The 18,294-nt window shown below is 58.6% G+C and carries 16 protein-coding genes; 4 read left to right on the top strand and 12 right to left on the bottom strand.

Annotated features, from left to right (window positions below; translation table 11 throughout):
* Window positions 1-90 precede the first annotated feature (90 nt).
* Window positions 91-1,497 carry an aspartate ammonia-lyase gene (locus AC3WOG_RS03720; RefSeq protein ID WP_492576726.1) on the bottom strand — a complete coding sequence of 469 codons (1,407 nt, stop codon included), beginning with the start codon at window positions 1,495-1,497 and terminating at the stop codon, window positions 91-93.
* Window positions 1,487-2,473, bottom strand: a complete 987-nt coding sequence (locus tag AC3WOG_RS03715) for a LysR family transcriptional regulator (RefSeq protein WP_492576725.1) — start codon at window positions 2,471-2,473, stop codon at window positions 1,487-1,489. Before AC3WOG_RS03715 ends, AC3WOG_RS03720 begins: the two co-directional genes overlap by 11 nt.
* A 230-nt stretch (window positions 2,474-2,703) precedes the next feature.
* On the opposite strand from AC3WOG_RS03715, the gene AC3WOG_RS03710 reads away from it, so the two are divergent.
* Complete coding sequence (locus tag AC3WOG_RS03710) at window positions 2,704-3,513, top strand: transporter substrate-binding domain-containing protein (protein ID WP_492576724.1); 810 nt, start codon at window positions 2,704-2,706, stop codon at window positions 3,511-3,513.
* 312 nt (window positions 3,514-3,825) lie between these two features.
* Here the strand turns inward: AC3WOG_RS03710 and AC3WOG_RS03705 are convergent, their stop codons facing one another.
* From AC3WOG_RS03705 to AC3WOG_RS03675, 7 genes are all read right to left on the bottom strand, one after another.
* Window positions 3,826-4,227 carry a hypothetical protein gene (locus AC3WOG_RS03705; protein WP_492576723.1) on the bottom strand — a complete coding sequence of 134 codons (402 nt, stop codon included), beginning with the start codon at window positions 4,225-4,227 and terminating at the stop codon, window positions 3,826-3,828.
* Window positions 4,228-4,779: 552 nt separating this feature from the next.
* A complete protein-coding gene (locus AC3WOG_RS03700; protein ID WP_492576722.1) occupies window positions 4,780-5,421 on the bottom strand; it encodes an HD domain-containing protein in 642 nt (213 codons plus the stop codon).
* 51 nt (window positions 5,422-5,472) lie between these two features.
* Entirely contained in the window at window positions 5,473-5,934 is a 462-nt protein-coding gene (locus AC3WOG_RS03695) for a MarR family winged helix-turn-helix transcriptional regulator (protein WP_492576721.1), read from the bottom strand.
* A 163-nt stretch (window positions 5,935-6,097) separates the two neighbouring features.
* Window positions 6,098-6,811 carry an SDR family oxidoreductase gene (locus AC3WOG_RS03690; protein ID WP_492576720.1) on the bottom strand — a complete coding sequence of 238 codons (714 nt, stop codon included), beginning with the start codon at window positions 6,809-6,811 and terminating at the stop codon, window positions 6,098-6,100.
* Window positions 6,812-6,883: 72 nt separating this feature from the next.
* Window positions 6,884-7,258 carry a hypothetical protein gene (locus AC3WOG_RS03685; protein WP_492576719.1) on the bottom strand — a complete coding sequence of 125 codons (375 nt, stop codon included), beginning with the start codon at window positions 7,256-7,258 and terminating at the stop codon, window positions 6,884-6,886.
* Between the two features lie 31 nt (window positions 7,259-7,289).
* Complete coding sequence (locus tag AC3WOG_RS03680; RefSeq protein ID WP_492576718.1) at window positions 7,290-8,171, bottom strand: NmrA family NAD(P)-binding protein; 882 nt, start codon at window positions 8,169-8,171, stop codon at window positions 7,290-7,292.
* 647 nt (window positions 8,172-8,818) lie between these two features.
* Window positions 8,819-10,264 carry a hypothetical protein gene (locus AC3WOG_RS03675; RefSeq protein WP_492576717.1) on the bottom strand — a complete coding sequence of 482 codons (1,446 nt, stop codon included), beginning with the start codon at window positions 10,262-10,264 and terminating at the stop codon, window positions 8,819-8,821.
* Window positions 10,265-10,636: 372 nt separating this feature from the next.
* On the opposite strand from AC3WOG_RS03675, the gene AC3WOG_RS03670 reads away from it, so the two are divergent.
* Both AC3WOG_RS03670 and AC3WOG_RS03665 read left to right on the top strand, forming a co-directional pair.
* Window positions 10,637-11,074, top strand: a complete 438-nt coding sequence (locus AC3WOG_RS03670; RefSeq protein WP_492576716.1) for a GNAT family N-acetyltransferase — start codon at window positions 10,637-10,639, stop codon at window positions 11,072-11,074.
* 434 nt (window positions 11,075-11,508) lie between these two features.
* Complete coding sequence (locus AC3WOG_RS03665; RefSeq protein WP_492576715.1) at window positions 11,509-12,198, top strand: CPBP family glutamic-type intramembrane protease; 690 nt, start codon at window positions 11,509-11,511, stop codon at window positions 12,196-12,198.
* A 131-nt stretch (window positions 12,199-12,329) separates the two neighbouring features.
* Here AC3WOG_RS03665 and AC3WOG_RS03660 read toward each other — a convergent pair whose 3' ends face one another.
* Window positions 12,330-12,650, bottom strand: coding sequence for a hypothetical protein (locus AC3WOG_RS03660; RefSeq protein WP_492576714.1), 321 nt, complete (start codon window positions 12,648-12,650; stop codon window positions 12,330-12,332).
* A gap of 257 nt (window positions 12,651-12,907) precedes the next feature.
* Between AC3WOG_RS03660 and AC3WOG_RS03655 the strand changes: the two genes are divergently transcribed.
* On the top strand, window positions 12,908-14,323 hold the full coding sequence (locus AC3WOG_RS03655) for an IS1182 family transposase (protein ID WP_492576091.1): 1,416 nt from the start codon (window positions 12,908-12,910) through the stop codon (window positions 14,321-14,323).
* A 174-nt stretch (window positions 14,324-14,497) separates the two neighbouring features.
* On the opposite strand, the gene glgX is transcribed toward AC3WOG_RS03655, so the two are convergent.
* Both glgX and AC3WOG_RS03645 read right to left on the bottom strand, forming a co-directional pair.
* On the bottom strand, window positions 14,498-16,705 hold the full coding sequence (glgX, locus tag AC3WOG_RS03650) for a glycogen debranching protein GlgX (protein ID WP_492576713.1): 2,208 nt from the start codon (window positions 16,703-16,705) through the stop codon (window positions 14,498-14,500).
* Between the two features lie 831 nt (window positions 16,706-17,536).
* Complete coding sequence (locus AC3WOG_RS03645) at window positions 17,537-18,184, bottom strand: hypothetical protein (protein ID WP_492576712.1); 648 nt, start codon at window positions 18,182-18,184, stop codon at window positions 17,537-17,539.
* Window positions 18,185-18,294 lie beyond the last annotated feature (110 nt).

The raw sequence follows: 18,294 nt of genomic DNA, 5'->3' as shown, positions 1-18,294 counted from the left end.
TTGCTCCTCTCCAAGGCATCGCCGACTGGCTTGTATCATCTCCATCGGAGCGCTGCCCCCGGTCTCCACCGCTACTAGTTTTACGAAACCTCAAAACGTAGGACGCGTCGATTCCTCGATATGACGGCGAGCCTCGCTCGCGCTCAGTACGCCGCTCTCCTCGAGGATCTTGATCAGCGGCTGCCCTTCCTGCACGGACTGCCTGGCCAATTCGCTGACCTTCGCGTATCCGAGCGTTGGCACGAGCGCTGTGGCCACGGCCATCGATTCGAACACGTGCCGCTCGTTGACTTCGACGTTTGCCCGAATGCCTTGCACGCACTTCTCGCGGAATAGACGAACACCGTTCGTCAGCAACCCCAACGATTCGAATAACCGATCGGCCACCACTGGCTCGAAGTGATTGATCTCCAACTGACCGCATTGGACGGCTTGGGCGACGCAGTTATCGTTGCCGACGACCGCGAACCCCAACTGCACGATCGACATCGGCACCACGGGATTGACCTTGCCGGGCATGATCGACGAACCCGCCTGCACCGCCGGCAACGTGAGCTCCGCGAGTCCGCCAACAGGGCCCGACGAGAGCAGAATCAAGTCCGAAGCGATTTTTCCGAGCGACGTGCCGCACACCCGCAGTTCGGCGGAAATGCGCGAGAACACATCGAGGTTTTGCATCGCATCGAACGCGTCGTCCGGCGCACGGTAGGCAATGCCAGTCAGAGAAACCAGGTGAGCAAGTGCCGCGCGCCGGTAGCCTGCCGGCGAGCCAAACCCCGTACCGATGGCGGTACCGCCGAGCGGCAAAGCGAGCAGGTTTTCGCGAGCAGCTAGCAACTCATTGGCGAGTCGCTTCGTCAGCGCGGCATAGCCGCCGAACACCTGACCCAATCGCATCGGCTGCGCATCCTGCAGACACGTTCGGCCCAGATGCAGCACGTCGCCGAACTCGATGGCATTGGATTCAAACGCCTGAGAGAGTTGCGACAACTCGGCTGCGAGCGGCACGATCAGTTCGTAGACCGCCATCTTCATCGCGGCCGGATAGACGTCGTTCGTCGATTGTGAGCGGTTAACGTGATTGTTCGGATGCACGAAGTCGTAACGGCCAGGCACGCCGCCGAGCAACTGTTGCGCACGATTGGCAATCACTTCATTGAAATTCATGTTGGTCGACGTGCCGCCTGACCCTTCGAGCAGATCCACCACGAACGAGCTGGCGTGCAGCCCATCGACGATCTCGCGACATGCCCCGACGATTGCCTGGCACTGCTCCTCCGTCAAGACACCCAGATCTCGATTCGCCAGCGCGGAGGCCCATTTGCATCGTGCGAACGCCCTGACGAACTCGGGCACGTCTGCGATCGTCCGCTTCGACACGCGCAAATTCTCCACGCCTCGCACGGAATTCACGCCATACAGCTCATGGTTCGGGATGCTGACATCGCCCCAATAGTCGCTTTCCGTTCGTGTCAAAACCTCTGTGCTACCGCTCATGTTCAGTCTCCGTTTCGATGTCGATCAGTTTGGGAAGGTCGGCATGGATTTGTGCAAGCCGTTGCAATAGCGACGTCGACACGATCGAGTGAGCGATCGCATAGACGTCGTTGAATAAATGACTGTATTCATCGCGGCGTGCGACGAGATAAAGCGAGCGGCCGGAGGTCGATGCACTCAGGAAATGCAACTTCACTTTTCTTGCGTACTCCCCGGCTTGCAACAGGCACATGGGTGTCGTGATCGCCCAGCCGATGTCGCCGGCGACCATCGATGTCAGTGTGTCGGCCGTATCGACTTCAAGGCGGCGAGCAATCCGGACATCGATACGCCGTAGGTAACGTTCGATTTGTGCCCCGATGTGCGACTGCCGATTGAAGCGGACGATCGGCAATGCCTCCCCCAGCGCGCGCAAATCCGCAGGCGTATGTACGGCGCCCGATTGCTGCTTGGGTGTGATCACCACGAAGGGTTCGGACAGCAGCCGCCGACGCTCGATACCGTCAAGGTCCTCCAATGGATCCGTCGAGATGACGAGATCGAGATCGCGCCCGACGAGCCCCTCGCTGTGATATGGCGAGAGTCCCGTGCGAATCGAAAGCGTGGTGGACTCATTTAACATCGCTTTGATGAACGCGGGCCCGCATGTCCCGGCAAAGGAATCGACGAGGCCGACGCGCACATCGGGTTTGATGCCTTTGCTCGCATCGATGACATGCGCCTTCAAACGATTCAAATCCTCCAGGAGCGCCATGCCGCGATTGCGTAACGCCAAGCCGGCCGCCGTGAGGGTCAGCGGGCGCCGCTCGCGATTGAACAGCACCACCCCGAACTGGTCTTCGAGTTGCCGGATGCTTTGCGACACTGCGGACTGAGTCAGGCCGAGCCGCTTCGCGGCGTTCGACATGTTTCGTTCCTCAGCCGTGGTCACGAAGATCTGAAGGGTTTGCATATCCAAATTCTTGAAGGCGAGCACGATGTTCCCTCTCTTGGTTGGACTTTAAGCGCGACTCAGTAGACGATCAAATGATAGGTCGACACTATCAGCAACGCTAATTCTGTCCCCCAGTTTTCCTAATAGCACGCCCCGATCATTTGAAAATCGACATTTGGCTGCGTAGGCTGGAATCGCTCGGACGCCTTTGTGGCGGTCCGATCGAGAGTCACACAAAACCGGCGTTAGCCTGAATCCTGGAGGAGTCCATCGTGAAATCGCTGTTTGGAATTGCCCTGTCGCTGTGCGTGGCGGCTTTCAGCATGCAGGCGCATGCGGGTGCGGATGCGTTGAGTCAGATCAAGAGCGCGGGCGTCATCAAGATCGGCGTGAACACGGACTACAAGCCGTTCGGCATGCGCGATCAGAGCGGTCAGATCGTCGGGATCGAGCCTGACTTGGCGCGCGATATCGGCAAGCGGCTGGGGGTAAAGGTCGAAATGGTCCCGGTGCAGCCGGCGAACCGGATTCAGTTTCTGCGGCAGGGACGCATCGACGTCATTCTGGCGAGCCTGACGTACAACCAGGAGCGGGCGAACGTCGTCGACTTCATCCAGCCGTTCTACTACGCCGGCGGTACCGGCTTCATCGCACGTAAGGGCTCGAACTTCAAGAATTGGACCGATCTTCGCGGCAAGACGGTGTGCGGCGTGCAAGGCACCTACTACAACCGAGCCGTCAGCGAGAAGTACGGCGTAAACATCGCCGCCTTCGCGGACCTCACGCAAGCAATCAATGCGTTGATGAACAACTCTTGCGTCGGGTTCGTCGAAGACAGCACGGTGACCGGGCAGTTACTGAACGACAGCAAGCTGAAGGATTTCGATGCGCCACTGCCGCCAGACGACGTGCAGCCGTGGGGCCTGGCGGTGGCGAAGGACAACGCGGACACGCCGTTGACCAAGTTCTTGTCGAGCACAGTCGCCTCTTGGCACAAGAGCGGCGAGCTGATCGACTTGGAAAAGAAGTGGGGCCTGCCGGCCTCGGGATGGCTTCAGGCCGAGCATAAGAAGCCGATGTAAGGGGTATCGCGATTGATCGAGCGGCGGCGCGTCGGCCGGGCGCGCCGTTGGGTTCGAAAGGCGTGGTTGGCGATCATCACGGGTACCGCTCCGAAAAATCCCGTCTACCGGCGTAGCGTTTCCGGAACAACCAGAGAAAGCCAGCCTTCGTGTGTTGCGCGAATGGCAACTATTGGCCGAACCCTGACGCAGGGGCGTGTAACGGCCCCAAACGGCCGTTGTCCACGCTCAGGCTGCCCAGCAATGATGCGCAACCAAACCGGGGAGCCTCTTTCGGTTCGACTAGGAGGGTTCAGAAAGTCAACGGATAAGTTATTCGAAAACCCGAGCCCATGCCGCCCGAAGGCGTCGCGCGCGGTCTTCAAAGAGATATGAGGCAGCCAGCGTCAATAGACCTGAAATCACACCCGTCACGATGTGCTCGACAGAGGGGATGCGGTAGTGACTCGCGTGCGAGTAGGCGTCGCCTAACGTTGTCAGGACGCCGACGACCAGCGCATTGCCGTATCGATGCACGTAGAGTTTCGCCGCCGGCGTGAAGGTCAAAAGTACGGCTAGGAGTCCGGTGAGCAGACCTGTATGGATTGCAATCGTCCAGTGGGCAAGGCTCATGACATTGCCCCAACTCCCCGGCATGCAGGTCATGCACGCGCTGGTCGGCTGCCAGAAACGCTGGATAAACAGCCAGGCACGGCGCTTCCACTCGGTTGACATGATGTATTTCCCATCAATGCCGTTGTTACGGCCGACTCCACCATAGGTACTGTTGGAGCGGTTTCCAGGCCTTTTGACCAGCCTGCCGTCCTCGTAATGGATGGTTTAAATCTGCGCGGCGTCGAGGCCGAAAAATAACGTGGGCATCCGTGGAATATTACACCGTGATTGGACGCCGCCGTTTGGACCAGAACCGGAATTCGGCCCTTGCGTTTATCGGTGCAGCTCGATGGATGACGGGCATCGAACGATGCGCTTCCGCACGAAGTCAGCTTCCGGACTCGACCCTCAAGAGCCGTTCAGGGCAGTGAAAGCTCACCGACTCAAATGCCCCGCGAAACAGTCATGGATCAACTGCGTCACATTCGCGGTTTCCATTGACGGCCAAAAAGACGAGCATCGCTACCACTCGGACGGTCCTGATCCACTAGGGAAACCAGGACCGCTCAATTTGGCATGGTTCCTGCCTGCGAGGAATCGAGGTTGGCTGCATTGAATTGCACGCGTGTCGGTGAAGAATGCATCCGCTTCCGCAGCCGTCACGCGAAACTTTCAACTTTCGAAGCTTGCCCCAAGGAGGAGGTCGCACACGTTGGGGATCTCGAGACCCGGCACCAGACGGCGGCCAATGTCGGCCAGACCGGTTCCGATTGCGGTATGCGGCTTCTGCCTGGCGACCTCGGCTAATGCCTCCGTGAACGCTCTCTTGAAGCCGAGCCGCGGATAGAGCGCGAGCGTATCGTCGATCAGTTGGGGAGAAATCTCGTCCATCCTGAGCCCCATGACGTCGACATGAGCGCCGAAGTGGACAAGCGCGACTTCCGGCTCGCGGCGATCGGCAATATCAGCGGCCGAGTGAAGGGCAATGGCGTCCCACACGATGTCGATTTTCGTCTCCGGATAGTCGTGGGCATGCAGAAACCTGCTCGCAGCGTCGGCGCCATCGACTTCGAAGCGTTTATCCGCAGCATGATTCTCCGACAGACCCAGGTCGTGAAGCAGCGAGGCGAGATAGACGAGTTCGCGATCGTACTTCATTTGCCGCTTCTTGCCGATGAACTCGGCGAACCACCATGTCCTGTGGACATGATTGAGGAGCGGCCTCGAATGAGCCTGCCCGGCGAGGGCCGCCGCTTTGCGCGCGAGATCGGAATCCGGTGCGGTCATGCCTCCGATAGTGACAGGGGGTTTCATAGCCCTTCCTGGTTTCACGAATCATGCTGTTGTCGCAATGCATCTGGAGGCTTAGTCTTCTGACGAACGCATCGACACGTCACCGACGACCACTCCTCTCAACCCCTCCCGCAATGCCGTGACATTGTCTACGCCGTTTAGCTGCTCGAACTTCCGTTGCGCTTCCTGCCAGAGAGGGGCCGCCCTTTCGTGCAGGCGCCGCCCTTCCTCGGTGAGTTCGATAAGGCGGCTTCGGCCGTCCGTGGGCGACGGCTTGATCGTGACGAAGCCGTCGCGTTCCAGGAAGCCAACCATTTTCCCCATCGCCGTTCGTTCGATATCGAGCCGTTCGGCAAGGGCGTTGACCGGGGTGCTTCCCACCTCGTCCAGGGCTGCCAGGGTTAGGAATTGCGTAATGCGCAGGCCCGCGGGCTCAAGATGGCTATCGTAGAGTCGGGAGATCTGCCTGCTCGCTTTCCTCACGGCGAAGCAGTTGCATTGATCGATTCCAAGCGGCTGGTTGACCGGCAACATCTGTTTCACTCCTGATTTCGGTTAATTGCGTGAACGCTACGCGCGCGTCGCGCGAAGGTACGGCGGTATCTTTCGATGACAGCCGGGAGCGACGGCGCTGGCGTACGGCGATCTGCGCACCTCATGTCTCGCTGCCGAAACCGACCCGTGTCATCTGCGGTGTTCAAAGCCCTGCAGGCGGTGTGATGTAGCCGGGTATCTCGGCCGCAAGCGTGCTCTTCAGCACCGCTGTCCCCTTGTCGGCCATGACCTCGCTCTTGCCCAAGGCGAGAGCGTCGTAGGTCTGTCGCACGACGTCCTCCGGACTGGCTTTAGGCACGTCAATGCCGTTGGTTAGGTCGGTATCCACGAACCCGACGTGCAGACCGAGAACCTGGATGCCACGCTCGTGCAGGTGAAAGCGAAGCTGGTTCGTGTAACTCCAGGCTGCGGCTTTCGACGCGGCATACGGAGTCAGATAGGGCCGCGGAAGCCACACGATGTCGGAAAGCACGTTGATGATGGCGGCATGCGGCTGGGCCGCCAATATCTGCTCGAAGGCCTGCGTGACGCGCACTACGCCATGGTAGTTGGTATCGAACATGCGGGTGGACTGCGCTTCCACGTCGGCCGCCAGAGGCCCGTCGATCAGGGCGGCAATGCCCGCGTTGTTGATCAGCAGTGTCGTATCCGCCGCCAGGTTCGCGGCCTCGGCGATCGACGCCGGATCTGTGACATCGATCCTGACCGGCACAATGCCCGGCTCGTCGAAACCGCTCGTGTTGCGCATGCCGGCGTACACTTTCGACGCCTCGCGACGACGTGCCTCTCGTGCAAAAGCTAGGCCCAGGCCGCGATTGGCACCGGTGATGAAGACGGTGGCGTTCTTGATATCCATGACAAGCTCCTCTTTTAAAAGCCGCATGCCGGGGGAGAGTCGACTCCCGCCACTGGCCTGCGGGTGCTCGGCTCAAAGAAAGACGTTTTCCGGCAACTGCTTCGAAAGCGCCTCCCGCAGATGGGTGGCGAGAGTCAGTACAGCGCCAAGCGGGCTCATCCGCACGCTGACTCGCCGCACCGATCCGTCGGAATTGCGATCGACGACAACGACCGCGCTCAACTGCTCGCCGCTCGTCAGAACAGCCTCGTATTCCATAAAAAGCCGCGAGCCGACGGTTTGAAGAAACGTGGGCGTCTGTGAGGCGTAGAAGGTTCCGACGGCGTCGACGGCGAGCCGGATTTCGTCGCGCCCGATTACGGGACCGCGCAACACCGAGCTGACCAGTTCCGCGTCAGCCGTCAGATCATCGAGAAACGGGTGACGCTCATCTTGGGTGAGTGACATTTTCAAACCTCGATTCGCTTTAAGGACGTGTTCACACGAATGCGGCCCGATTCCTGGCGATGAACTGCTGGACCGAGAGCGGCGGCTTCCCGGTGATCTTCTCGACGGCATCGTTGGTGCCTGAGAAGATGCCGTCGCGATAGTTCTGCGCAACTTCGACCAGATGCTGCGTGAGGAACGGCGGAAACTTGTAAAGGGTTTCCATCTTGATTCGGAATGCCTCGATGGAGGTCGGCGCGTATTCGATCCGGGTGCCGAGAACCTCGCTCATTGCGGCTGCGATCTCGACATGGTTCATCTCGACGGGGCCGTGGAGCGTGTACGTCTTGCCCTCGTGGCCTTCGGGGTTGGCGAGGAGATGGGCGATGACGCGTCCCTGATCATCGGTGGCGATGGGCGCGTGACGGCCGTTGCCAAACGGAAATTCAATCTTCCGCGTGGCCCAGATCTCCTTTGCAAAATGCGGATAGACGAGCCAATCGGCAAAGAAGGTGGGGCGCAAATGCGTAGTCGCGACATCCGACCAATCAAAGACCTGCTCGGAAACCCAGTGATCCTGTGCTGCGTGGCTCGTCGACTCCCGGCGTGCGGAAATCTGCGACATGTTGACGATCGCCGTGACTCCCGCTTCCTTTGCTGCCTGCGCGAAATAGGCCGCAGCCCCGATGATTCCCGGCGCGATTGGATGAAGGAAATAGGCCGATCGGATTCCTTCCATCGCTGCCCGAATGTCGTTGATGTCGGTGAAGTCCCCGACCGCGATATCGACACCGCGCTGCTTCAAGGCGGCCGCTCGATCATCATCCGTGCGCACATAAGCCCGCACGCGTTTGCCCATCTTGAGCAGTTCGTCAATAGCAATACCTCCGGTCCGTCCGGTTGCACCGCTCACGAGAATCTCGGCATCGTTCATCGCTTCGCTCCATTTGAAAGTAAGAGCATATGCTCTCTTGAGGCAAGAATAGGAGCATGTGCTCGTATTGTCAAGTTTTTCTGGTTCGCGCGCGCACCGAGGAACACCACGCCCTATTCGGCTGGCTGCATTACCAGCGACGCATTGACGGGCTGCTGCGTGGGTGCGCCGCAATGCGAAGCGCCTGAAGATGTCGATATCGTCTCTGAAAAGACGACGGGACGGTTCGGTTTGACGAAGTGATTCCCGGTGGTTTGGCGAGGGCCCTGGAGATTAGTAAGGGCTTCGAGATTCCGATCTACCAGCAGATTCGTAACAAATCCAAACCGCAAATTGTCGTTCGCGCAGGTCGGCGTTAACGATCCAAAGGTCGATGATGCGACTGATCAGTCAGAGGTGTGAGGGGTCGCTGCTGTCTCTAGAGCCGACATTTGAGTGTCCATCCGCGGGCGCGGGCGAACGACTGAAGCTGGGCGGAACACGGTCGGCTGCCACCGGGGAGGCGGCCGACCGACGGAAGCCGACCCGAAGCGGTCTGTCGCGTTTTCCCGAAACGGACGTTCGCCGTCGCTACACTTTTCCTCACGGCGGTCACACCCGAAGCCCCTGTTCTCCACAAGAGGCGCCGCAGGACTCAAACACATCGATCATTGTGGGGGAAATAGCTGTTCTTGAGGCGGGTGAACCAAGGACCACAGCGACTCGAATGCTTGGTCGGCATTTTTGGGAATGATGGATTCGTTCGCTAAACGTTCAAGGTCTTCGTAGGTAGCAACATAAATTCCCTTGCTAGATGCAATTTCTTCATCCGTCAGAGCCTCGCGCTTCATTGTTGTAACGACGACTGGCAGAACTTTCAGATGAGGATTGCCTGTCTGCTTTAGCTTTTCTAGTAGAGCCGCCGCTCGGGCAAGTAACTTGGATAACTTTCCATTGTTATTGATCGCTCCGGTTGTGCACTCGATAACCGCAATGTTGCCGTTCGGACTTACGGCAAGTAGGTCGGCAGCGTCGGTTGTGAAATGGCTCGAGAGCGGATTGACGGCGAAGCCGTACATGAACATCAGGTTGCCAACACCCGCTTCAAGCACTCGAGCATCTTGTTTGTGTGACTTCGCATCAAATAAAGATTTCTTTGTTCCCTCGAGCTCGGGATCGAATACCTCATGCATCGACCGGCGAACGTTCGCCGCATTGTCGGGGTCGGTAATCCAGCCCTGGTGCATCCAACGAGCTTTATACGACGCAAATCCCTGAATGACCGATCCCTTTGGCACTTCGATGTCCACGGAGCCTACGGCCACATACTCTCCATCATCTGACCATGTCAAATCGCCTGAATTGAACGATCCTCGCTGGGTTGCTTTCGCATCTGGGGCTTGCACTCGATAACCGAGCCTTGCTTGCGTACGATCCACGTCTTTAGCAACACGAATAGCCAAATGGGCAACACCATTTTGTATGCGTGCGCGTGGACCCAGATCTACGGCGACGACTCCTTCAGCCGTGACATCAAGAGAGCAAACGTCCCACCTCAAAGGATACAAATGCAATTCACCCGCCAACTCAACGATTGAGTCGTATGGCATTGCTCCTGAGCGAAGATCGCTCTGGAATTCTGTTAAACGATTCTGGAAAACGTGTGAGCCTGTCGATATCGACAGTCGCAATGGATGAACGATGGGCGTATAGAAATTCGGCGGAAACTTCTCGAGATAGGTCGAATAACTGCCGTGAGGTTGCGCGTAGCGCCCAAATCGTAGGCGGCCAATGGGCGTCTCAATGCCGTCACCTCTCAATGCTGTGATCAGGCTCAGATAGTCAATGCCGAGTTTGGATAAAGGTAACGAACAACCGCATATGGACGGTGTTCTGACCGTGAGTTCCGGTAGCGATTGATTTCCAACTGGATGATAGATGTGGCCTTGAGCAAGCTCCAGGCCGTCCGACCCATCAATCGCAATAAAACTGAAGTTCGTATGCTTGTAGGCATCGGCGCCGGGCGCGTACAGCAACGAGAATTCATCTAATTTCTGCTGCTCATGGGGAGGTAGTGGCGGCATTTCGAGTCCCCCTGTAAACGGATCGGTCATGACGGTTTCTCTCATGGCTCAGCGTTCTATGCGCTTTCAGTTCGATTGCAGTGTCGACTAGGCTTGTTTTCGCATGGCCGCGCAAAAAGTCGACCTCGTGCATACCTAGTGGCGCGGCGATGCGAAAACCGCACTTGGACGATTGTCAACGATTTCGCCTCGGACGTCGAACGGCCGGTTGTGGCCGCGTGCTGCCTCATGCAAAGGGCATACGCACCTGAACCGCGCAAGTCTGTGATCGGCAGCACGCGACCCGAAGCTGCCAGTCGCTATTCTCGAAAGCGGACCTTCAAATGCCCAACCGATCGAAAAACGCCGCTACGCGGCTCCGTGCAACAATCTCGACTTTTCGAGTGAGGATCGTCTGGAGCCGTGACTGAACATCGCCGCAGCAGCTTGGAAATTAGAAGGCTTTCGCCAACGGAATGGGTGCAGGCATACCCTGTCATCGCTCAACTCAGATCTCTTGACGAACCCGAATTCCTGGAGCGGACTCGCCGGCAATCGTATTCGGGCTACGAGCTTGTGGCAGCATTCCAAGGCAGGAAGATTATCGGAGTGATAGGCATGAGGCCCGTCCACACATTAGCGCGTGGGGCACACCTGCATATCGATGACCTCGTGGTCGACGCGACAGCCCGTAGGAGCGGTGCTGGCCGATCCTTGATGGAATATGCCGAAGCCAACGCCCGTGCTCGTGGTATGACCGCAGTATTTCTTGACGCGCGGCCGGACGCCGTCCCGTTCTACGAGCGGGAGAACTATGTGCTACACCCCGCACCATCAATGAAGAAAGTTCTGGTGCTCTGAGGGAAAGCCGACCACGCTCAGCGCGGTTCGCTCACGTCTTCAGGCTGCAAATTTTCAAAGATTTGCAGCCACTGCGGAAGGTCCGTTCATGGCCGGCGACGGAAGTCCGAACGGGCGCTGGTAAACTCCGCGAACAAAGTTACTTTTGACCGTTAGATGACAACAGCATCGATCACACCCGCGCGCATACACCTACAGGCCACTCGCCAGTGATGCAGCGGTATTCTCACTCCGCTAGATAAGGCTTTGCGCAACGACCTACGCCATTACCCACGCCGTCGATTTCCCGCCTGCGCGCTATCGACCCCAAAGCCGCCCACAACGACAGTGTGCTATCGGGAAGGCTGGTAGGATGCTCGGACATTCACGACTACTCCGGGCGACTCATCACCGCTCGGTGTGCCTATGGTGCCGAGAGCGGGGAGGATCTGCCGATGTGGCCAAACGGTCTGGGAATCATGCAGTTCAATGGGAGGAGCGGGCTGCTCTACTATTCCAGCATGGCTGCTCGCGTATTCGTCAGCAACGCGGGCTTAGTCACGACGATCGCAATTGGCGGATATTTCTTTCCCGAGGAAACCGTGGTCGGGGTGGTCGGTGCCGTGGCGATACGTGGTGCGACCTGGCTAACGAGGGAAGTCGACACAAGGTTTGGTATCCATATCGCAGATTTGATCGGTAGTCTCCTCGATAGGGTGCCGGATCCTGTCACTACGGCTTACTGGCATGCGATGCGCGCGATCGGCTCTCCACAGCGGTCCGTCAGTCACCAGATCAAAGATAACCCCCAACTGAGCTGGGTCAACGAAAGCCTTGCCACGGAACTCTTGTCGCCGTTGTTGGAAGAGTCGATCTTCCGGGTTGGTGTCCAGGAAGGGCTGGCTCTCGGTTTGATGAAAGTCGGCGTACCTGGACCGGCGGCCAGTTTCCTGGCGGGAGCGATCGCAGCGCCGCTCTTCTCGGGTGCGCACATCCCCGACCCAAGCGAGCAGCTGTATCGCCAGACGCTCATCGCGGGGATTGGGTTCGGGATCATGATGTATTTGCACGGTCTGCCCGCCGCCGTGGTCGCTCATTCCGCGAACAATGCTGGTGTCCGATTGGAACAATTTTTGAGGGGCTGATATCCGGCGAAAAACCCGCATGGGATAAACTCTGCGCCGAAGCAACTTTGGGTTCGCCCTGTGCCAGCATCTCCGACCGCCCTAGCCGCCATGTCGGCTGCGCCCCATTCTCCAGTGATGCAGCAGTATCTTCATCTCGCCAGATAGGCCTTTGCGGGACGGCCGACGCCATTAAAGGCGACGACCATCAAGGCGCATATACCCCATGCAATCTGCGGTTTCTTTGCGTAGCGATCCCCGGGTGGCGAAAGCAGTGGCATTGCAAAAATCGTGGTGACGGCAATGCTTACGCTGTAGATCGCCAAGTCGTGCGCGCCGCCCTGGTGAACGATCCAGCAAGGGAGCGTGATGTAGCCAACCATTTCTGCCAGGATCCGCATCAGATCGCTGAGAAGCAAACTGGCAAGAGGGACGCTGAATGAGCTTATGCCAGCTTTGTTTTCACGAAACACCGTCTTCCCCCGTTGAGCTCGATGATGCTACCTCAACATTTTTCTCGCCGTTTATAGGCACGTCGCCAGAAGCCGAAATTTCATTAGGGGAAGCCGTATATGGCCGATACGCGACTGACGACGGTTCGGATAGCGATTGTCAGCAATTCACGGAGGTATGCCGAGTGTCTCTTCCTGGCCGATTGTGTTGAAAAAGTCGCCCGTGGTTCGGAATGTTCGGTATCCTGGAAGACATTGATCGACGGGAGTGATTCGTCATGATGGGTCAACTGGGCCGCGGACAGGACAAACTCTTCTACTCGTTTAACCTCGATAATCACGTCCCTCGCGAACACCTGTTGAGAGGCATCGATCACTTCCTTGATCTGCGCGATCTGCGCCAGCATCTCGCGCCGTTCTACAGTCCGATGGGGCGGCCATCGATTGATCCGGAGCTCATGATCCGCATGTTGATCGTCGGCTACTGTTTCGGCATCCGGTCCGAGCGCAGGCTATGCGAAGAGGTACATCTGAACCTGGCGTATCGATGGTTCTGTCGCCTGGGCCTGGAGGACGCCGTACCCGAACACTCGACATTCTCCAAGAACCGCCACGGTCGCTTCCGCGATAGCGATGTACTACGCCATGTGTTCGAGTCGGTGCTGGGTCGGTGCATGTCCGAAGGGCTCGTAAAGGGTGAAGGATTCGCGATTGACGCAAGCATCATCAGAGCCGACGTGAGCTCTGCACGCGGTGTTCCGGGTTCCGGGCCCATCGACTGGGGTTGCGTCAAGGGACAAAGCCGTGCAGTGCGCGAGTATCTGGAAGCATTGGAAGAAGCGAATCCAGCGGGCACCGAAGCGGCGGAGATGGCAGAGACATTGCCCCCTCCAAAGAGGATATCTCTGACGGATCCCGCCGCGAGCTGGACAGCGGCCAAGGGTGGCTTGCCGTTCTTCGCCTACTCGACCAATTATCTGATTGACCTGCAGGCAGGGATCATCGTTGACGTCGAGGCGACGCCCGCGAACCGTTCGCACGAAGTGGAATCAACCAGGACGATGATTGACCGCGTTGAGCGGCGGCATGATCTCAAACCTCGACGTCTTGCAGGCGACACCGCGTATGGCTCGGCAGCGATGCTTGCCTGGATGATCGAAGAGAAGGAGATTGCACCACATGTTCCGGTCTGGGATAAAACGACGCGCAAGGACAATACATTGTCCAGCAGCGAGTTCCTATGGGATGAACTGGCCAATGAATATCGCTGTCCCACCGGGCACGCACTACGCAGTGATCGGCGCAAATTCACGAATCCGCGCTCGCGCGTCACGAAGGCTGACACGATCATCTATCGGGCAAGTCAGCTCGACTGCGAGAGCTGTTCGATGAAGGATCGCTGCTGTCCGAATACACCATTCCGCAAGATCGCCCGCAGCATCCATGAAGCTGCGCGTGACGAAACGAGGCGTATTGCGAAGACGCCTGAATACAAGCGATCTTGCCGTGAGCGAAAGAAGGTGGAAATGCTCTTTGCCCATCTCAAACGCATCCTGAAACTGGACCGTTTGCGACTGCGAGGTCCAAGCGGTGCTCATGATGAGTTCCTGATGGCAGCGACTGCGCAAAACCTGCGAAGAATGGCCAAGCGGTTCATGTCAGGAAGCAAGCAGATGAACCAGGCAGTTGCATGACGAGAAATGAGGATCGTTGCCTCGCCCAAGTTCACCGCTTCGCCGATCGTCACAACTCGATAACGTCGTGCCAACTCCAGCGCCCTGATCCAAAACAAGACTTTTTCAACACAATCGGCCGACTGCCGCCTGTCGCACCCGCTAGCATCGCCGCCTGATCGCCACCTTGATGAGCTAGCTCGCCGCGTCGCCGCTCTCCGGTGCGACTTCATCGGTCAGTGCCTCTTCAAGGCGCTTGAAGATCCGCTTCGTGGCGCCTCTTGCGTGCAGCGCGAACAAGAGCAGCGAGCGGCCCGTCACCTGATAGACGTCGCCTGAATCGAAGTCCGGCAACTCTTCGCGGATCGGCGCGTTGGTGTCGATCAGGCAACTCCACTGATCGCTGCCCGGAACGTCGGGCAGCGTGAAATCGACCACGTCGTGGTGCGCGTTCACGACGAGCAGGAGCGTCGCATCGGATGCCGGGCGGCGAATGCCAGTCGCCTGCGCCCGGCCGTCGATGACAAGACCGAAGCAGCGCATCGACGGATCGTCCCATTGCTCGGGCGTCAGTTCGTCGCCTGCGGGGCTTAGCCACTTCACGTCGGCGACTTGCAGCTCTTCGCGGAATTCGCCGGTCAGGAAGCGTCCGCGACGCAGTACCGGCAGCGTATGGCGCAGTGTTGTCAGCTTGCGCACGAAGTTGATCAGCGCGCGGCCGTCGTCGTCGATGCCTTCCCAGTCCACCCAGCTGATCTCGTTGTCCTGGCAATACGCGTTGTTATTGCCCTGCTGCGTGCGGCCGAACTCGTCGCCCGCGAGGATCATCGGCGTGCCTTGCGAGAACAGCAAGGTCGCCAGCATGTTGCGCTTCTGGCGCTCGCGCAGCGTGCGCACTTCCGGATCGTCGCTCGGACCTTCGACGCCGCAATTCCACGACTTGTTGTCCGAGTGGCCGTCGTTGTTGTCCTCGCCGTTCGCCTCGTTGTGCTTGTCGTTGTACGACACGAGGTCGTTGAGCGTGAAGCCGTCGTGCGCGGTGATGAAGTTGACGCTCGCCCACGGGCGGCGGCCGCGATGGTTGAACTTGTCGCCGGAACCGGTGATGCGCGTCGCGAGTTCGGCGGCGACGTCGTCATCGCCTTTCCAGAACGAGCGCACGGTGTCGCGAAACCTGTCGTTCCACTCGGCCCAGCCCGGCGGAAAGCCGCCGACCTGATAGCCGCCGGGACCGCAATCCCACGGCTCGGCAATCAGTTTCACGCTGGAAAGAATCGGGTCCTGGCGGCAACTGTCGAGAAACCCGCCGCCTTCGTCGAAACCGTACGGCTCGCGGCCGAGGATCGTCGCGAGATCGAAGCGGAAGCCGTCGACGTTCATCTCCGTTACCCAGTAGCGCAGGCTGTCGGTGACCATCTGCAAGACGCGCGGATGCGACAGGTTCAGCGTGTTTCCCGTGCCGGTATCGTTGATGTAGTAGCGACTCTCTTCCGGCATCAGGCGGTAGTACGACGCGTTGTCGATGCCGCGAAACGACAGCGTCGGCCCTCGCTCGTTGCCTTCGGCCGTGTGGTTGTAGACGACATCGATGATCACTTCGAGCCCGGCCTCGTGCATCCGGTCGATCATCTCCTTGAACTCGGCGACGGCGCCTGGCCCTTGCGCGAAGAAGCGCGGATCGGCGGCGAAGAAGCCGATCGTGTTGTAGCCCCAATAATTCGTCAGGCCTTTATCGGTTAGATGGTCGTCGTTGAGGAACGCATGGATCGGCAGCAATTCCACCGAGGTCACGCCGAGACTCCTGATGTGCTCGATGACTTCCTTTTGCCCCAGGCCCCCGAACGTGCCGCGCATGTGCTCAGGCACAGCCGGATGGCGCTTCGTGTAGCCGCGCACGTGGGTTTCGTAGAAGATCGTTTGTTCCCACGGCACGCGCACGCGCGTCGGGTGTGTCCACGTGAATGTCTGGTCGACGACCTGGCACTTCTGCATGAACGGCGCGCTGTCGCGTTCGTCGAAGGTGAGATCGTCGCCATCGGCATTCAGCGTGTAGCCGAACACGGCCGGGTCCCATTTCAGCTCGCCGACGTGCGCCTTCGCGTACGGATCGAGCAGCAGCTTGTTCGGATTGAAGCGATGTCCGGCTTCGGGCTCGTAGGGTCCATGCACCCGATACCCGTAGACCGCGCCCGGCTTCAGTCCGAATATGTAGACGTGCCAGACTTCGTCGGTGTATTCGGGAAGCTCGATGCGTTCGAGCTCCTTCTCGCCTTTTTCATCGAAGAGGCACAGTTCGACTCTTGTCCCGTTCGCGGAAAAGAGCGCGAAATTGACGCCTTCGCCGTCCCAGGTGGCGCCGAGCGGAAAAGGCGAGCCTTCGGCAATGCGGATATCGTTCGGCATGAGATGGTGGTTCTCGGTCGTTGACAGGCGCCGCGCTCGAATCCAGCGCGGCGGTGAGGCACGGCGTCCGGACCCAAGCTGGTCGATTGAAGCAGGTTGCATGCCCGAGCGCATTTTCGTCGCGGCGCGGGCGCATCGAAGGCCGGAAGGCGATGAGCTTCACGATACCGGAGAACGGCGCGACCCGGCATTTCTCACTAGCCCGAGCTGCCAGCGGTGGGTTTCATCGGCGAAGAATGCCTCACTACTAGCATGCACGGCACTCGCCTCGCGCCACACAATCGCCGATATCTGGCTGGCTCATCAACCGTGCGGAGTCTTACTGCGGCGTCTCCACGTCCCAACGTGGGCTCTGGTTGTCCGGCCACTGTGGCGACCCACAATACTCGTGCATTCCGCAGCCGCGCATCCTGCCTTCGTCGCATTGCAAAGAGGGAAAACGCTCAACGAGGCGCTCGATGCAGCATTTGCGCTCGATCCAAAGTTCGATTTCAATTCTCAATGGCAGGCGTGGATCTCTGCCGTAGCGATTACCGGCGCAGTCACTGGCACAGCTGCATCGTCTCGCTCGCGGTCACCGGAGCAGCAATGACCAGGTAAGGACCAGTCGCGGGCGACTGTTCGCATTGGGGGTGTGACTCACGACCGAGCGATCATGGCCACCTGCTGCCCGTCGTGACCGGCAGCAACCGACCCGCAACGGACCTTCCGGTATCTCGAAAGCAGACATTCAGCACCTCAGTTCACCAGCCCGCATGATGTTCCGGCTGTGAGGAATACGTTTCGCCAGTAGCTACGTTTGACGAATCTAAGAAAATTCGATGTCATCCCTTAGGAGATACTTGTCTCGCCGTTCAACAGGCTCAAGGAACCCCAGATGTAGAAAGACGGGGTGCGCCGCTGAATCCCGGATCGATAGATGCCGACGCCGCTTACGAGATGGCGATCACCTAGGTACGGAGCCTGCAATTGCCACGCGTGCCATAGAACCTCTGATTCGGTAAACGCATGGCCGTCTTGCGAATGGACTAAGGTTGCCGGCTTCTGGCTGCCCTTTGGACCGAAAGGTGCGAGGTAGATTGCCGGCGCCTTCAGAAGCGACGCACCATCGCCCGTGTGTTTATGACCTCGTGCTTGGGCGATCTGTTGGGCCAGTTGCGATAGAGATTCGGGCGTTTGGTCATACCAGCTCAACGATTCGAACTGCGCGTAGGCCAAGGGAAGATCAGGCCTGTGAATGCTGACCTCGAGTTCCGTGTATTCATCGGTCCGCAGATAATGCGCCCGTGACAAGAACAAGGTGCGTCGCACGCGGTAGTAGCTAAAGGTGCCGGACAGGTTCTTCATGCCCCAAGCTTGCCTGTGTGGCCACCAGGCGTCATACATAACCACATCTTCATCAAACGCGATCACGCGAACAGGATGCCCTGTCCAATCCGTTTGGAAAACAGCACCAAGTTCGAGTGGCGAGTAGTTCATGTGTAACTATCCTTTCTACACGGACCAGGCAGGCGTATCGCTCTCTCGCCACCGAAGCGTCACACAATCCTCGACATAACGCGGACCGTCGTGCCTTTGGAGAAGGAATG

Source organism: Paraburkholderia sp. FW306-02-B, assembly GCF_058782725.1.
This window is presented reverse-complemented; position numbering and strand designations above follow the sequence as displayed.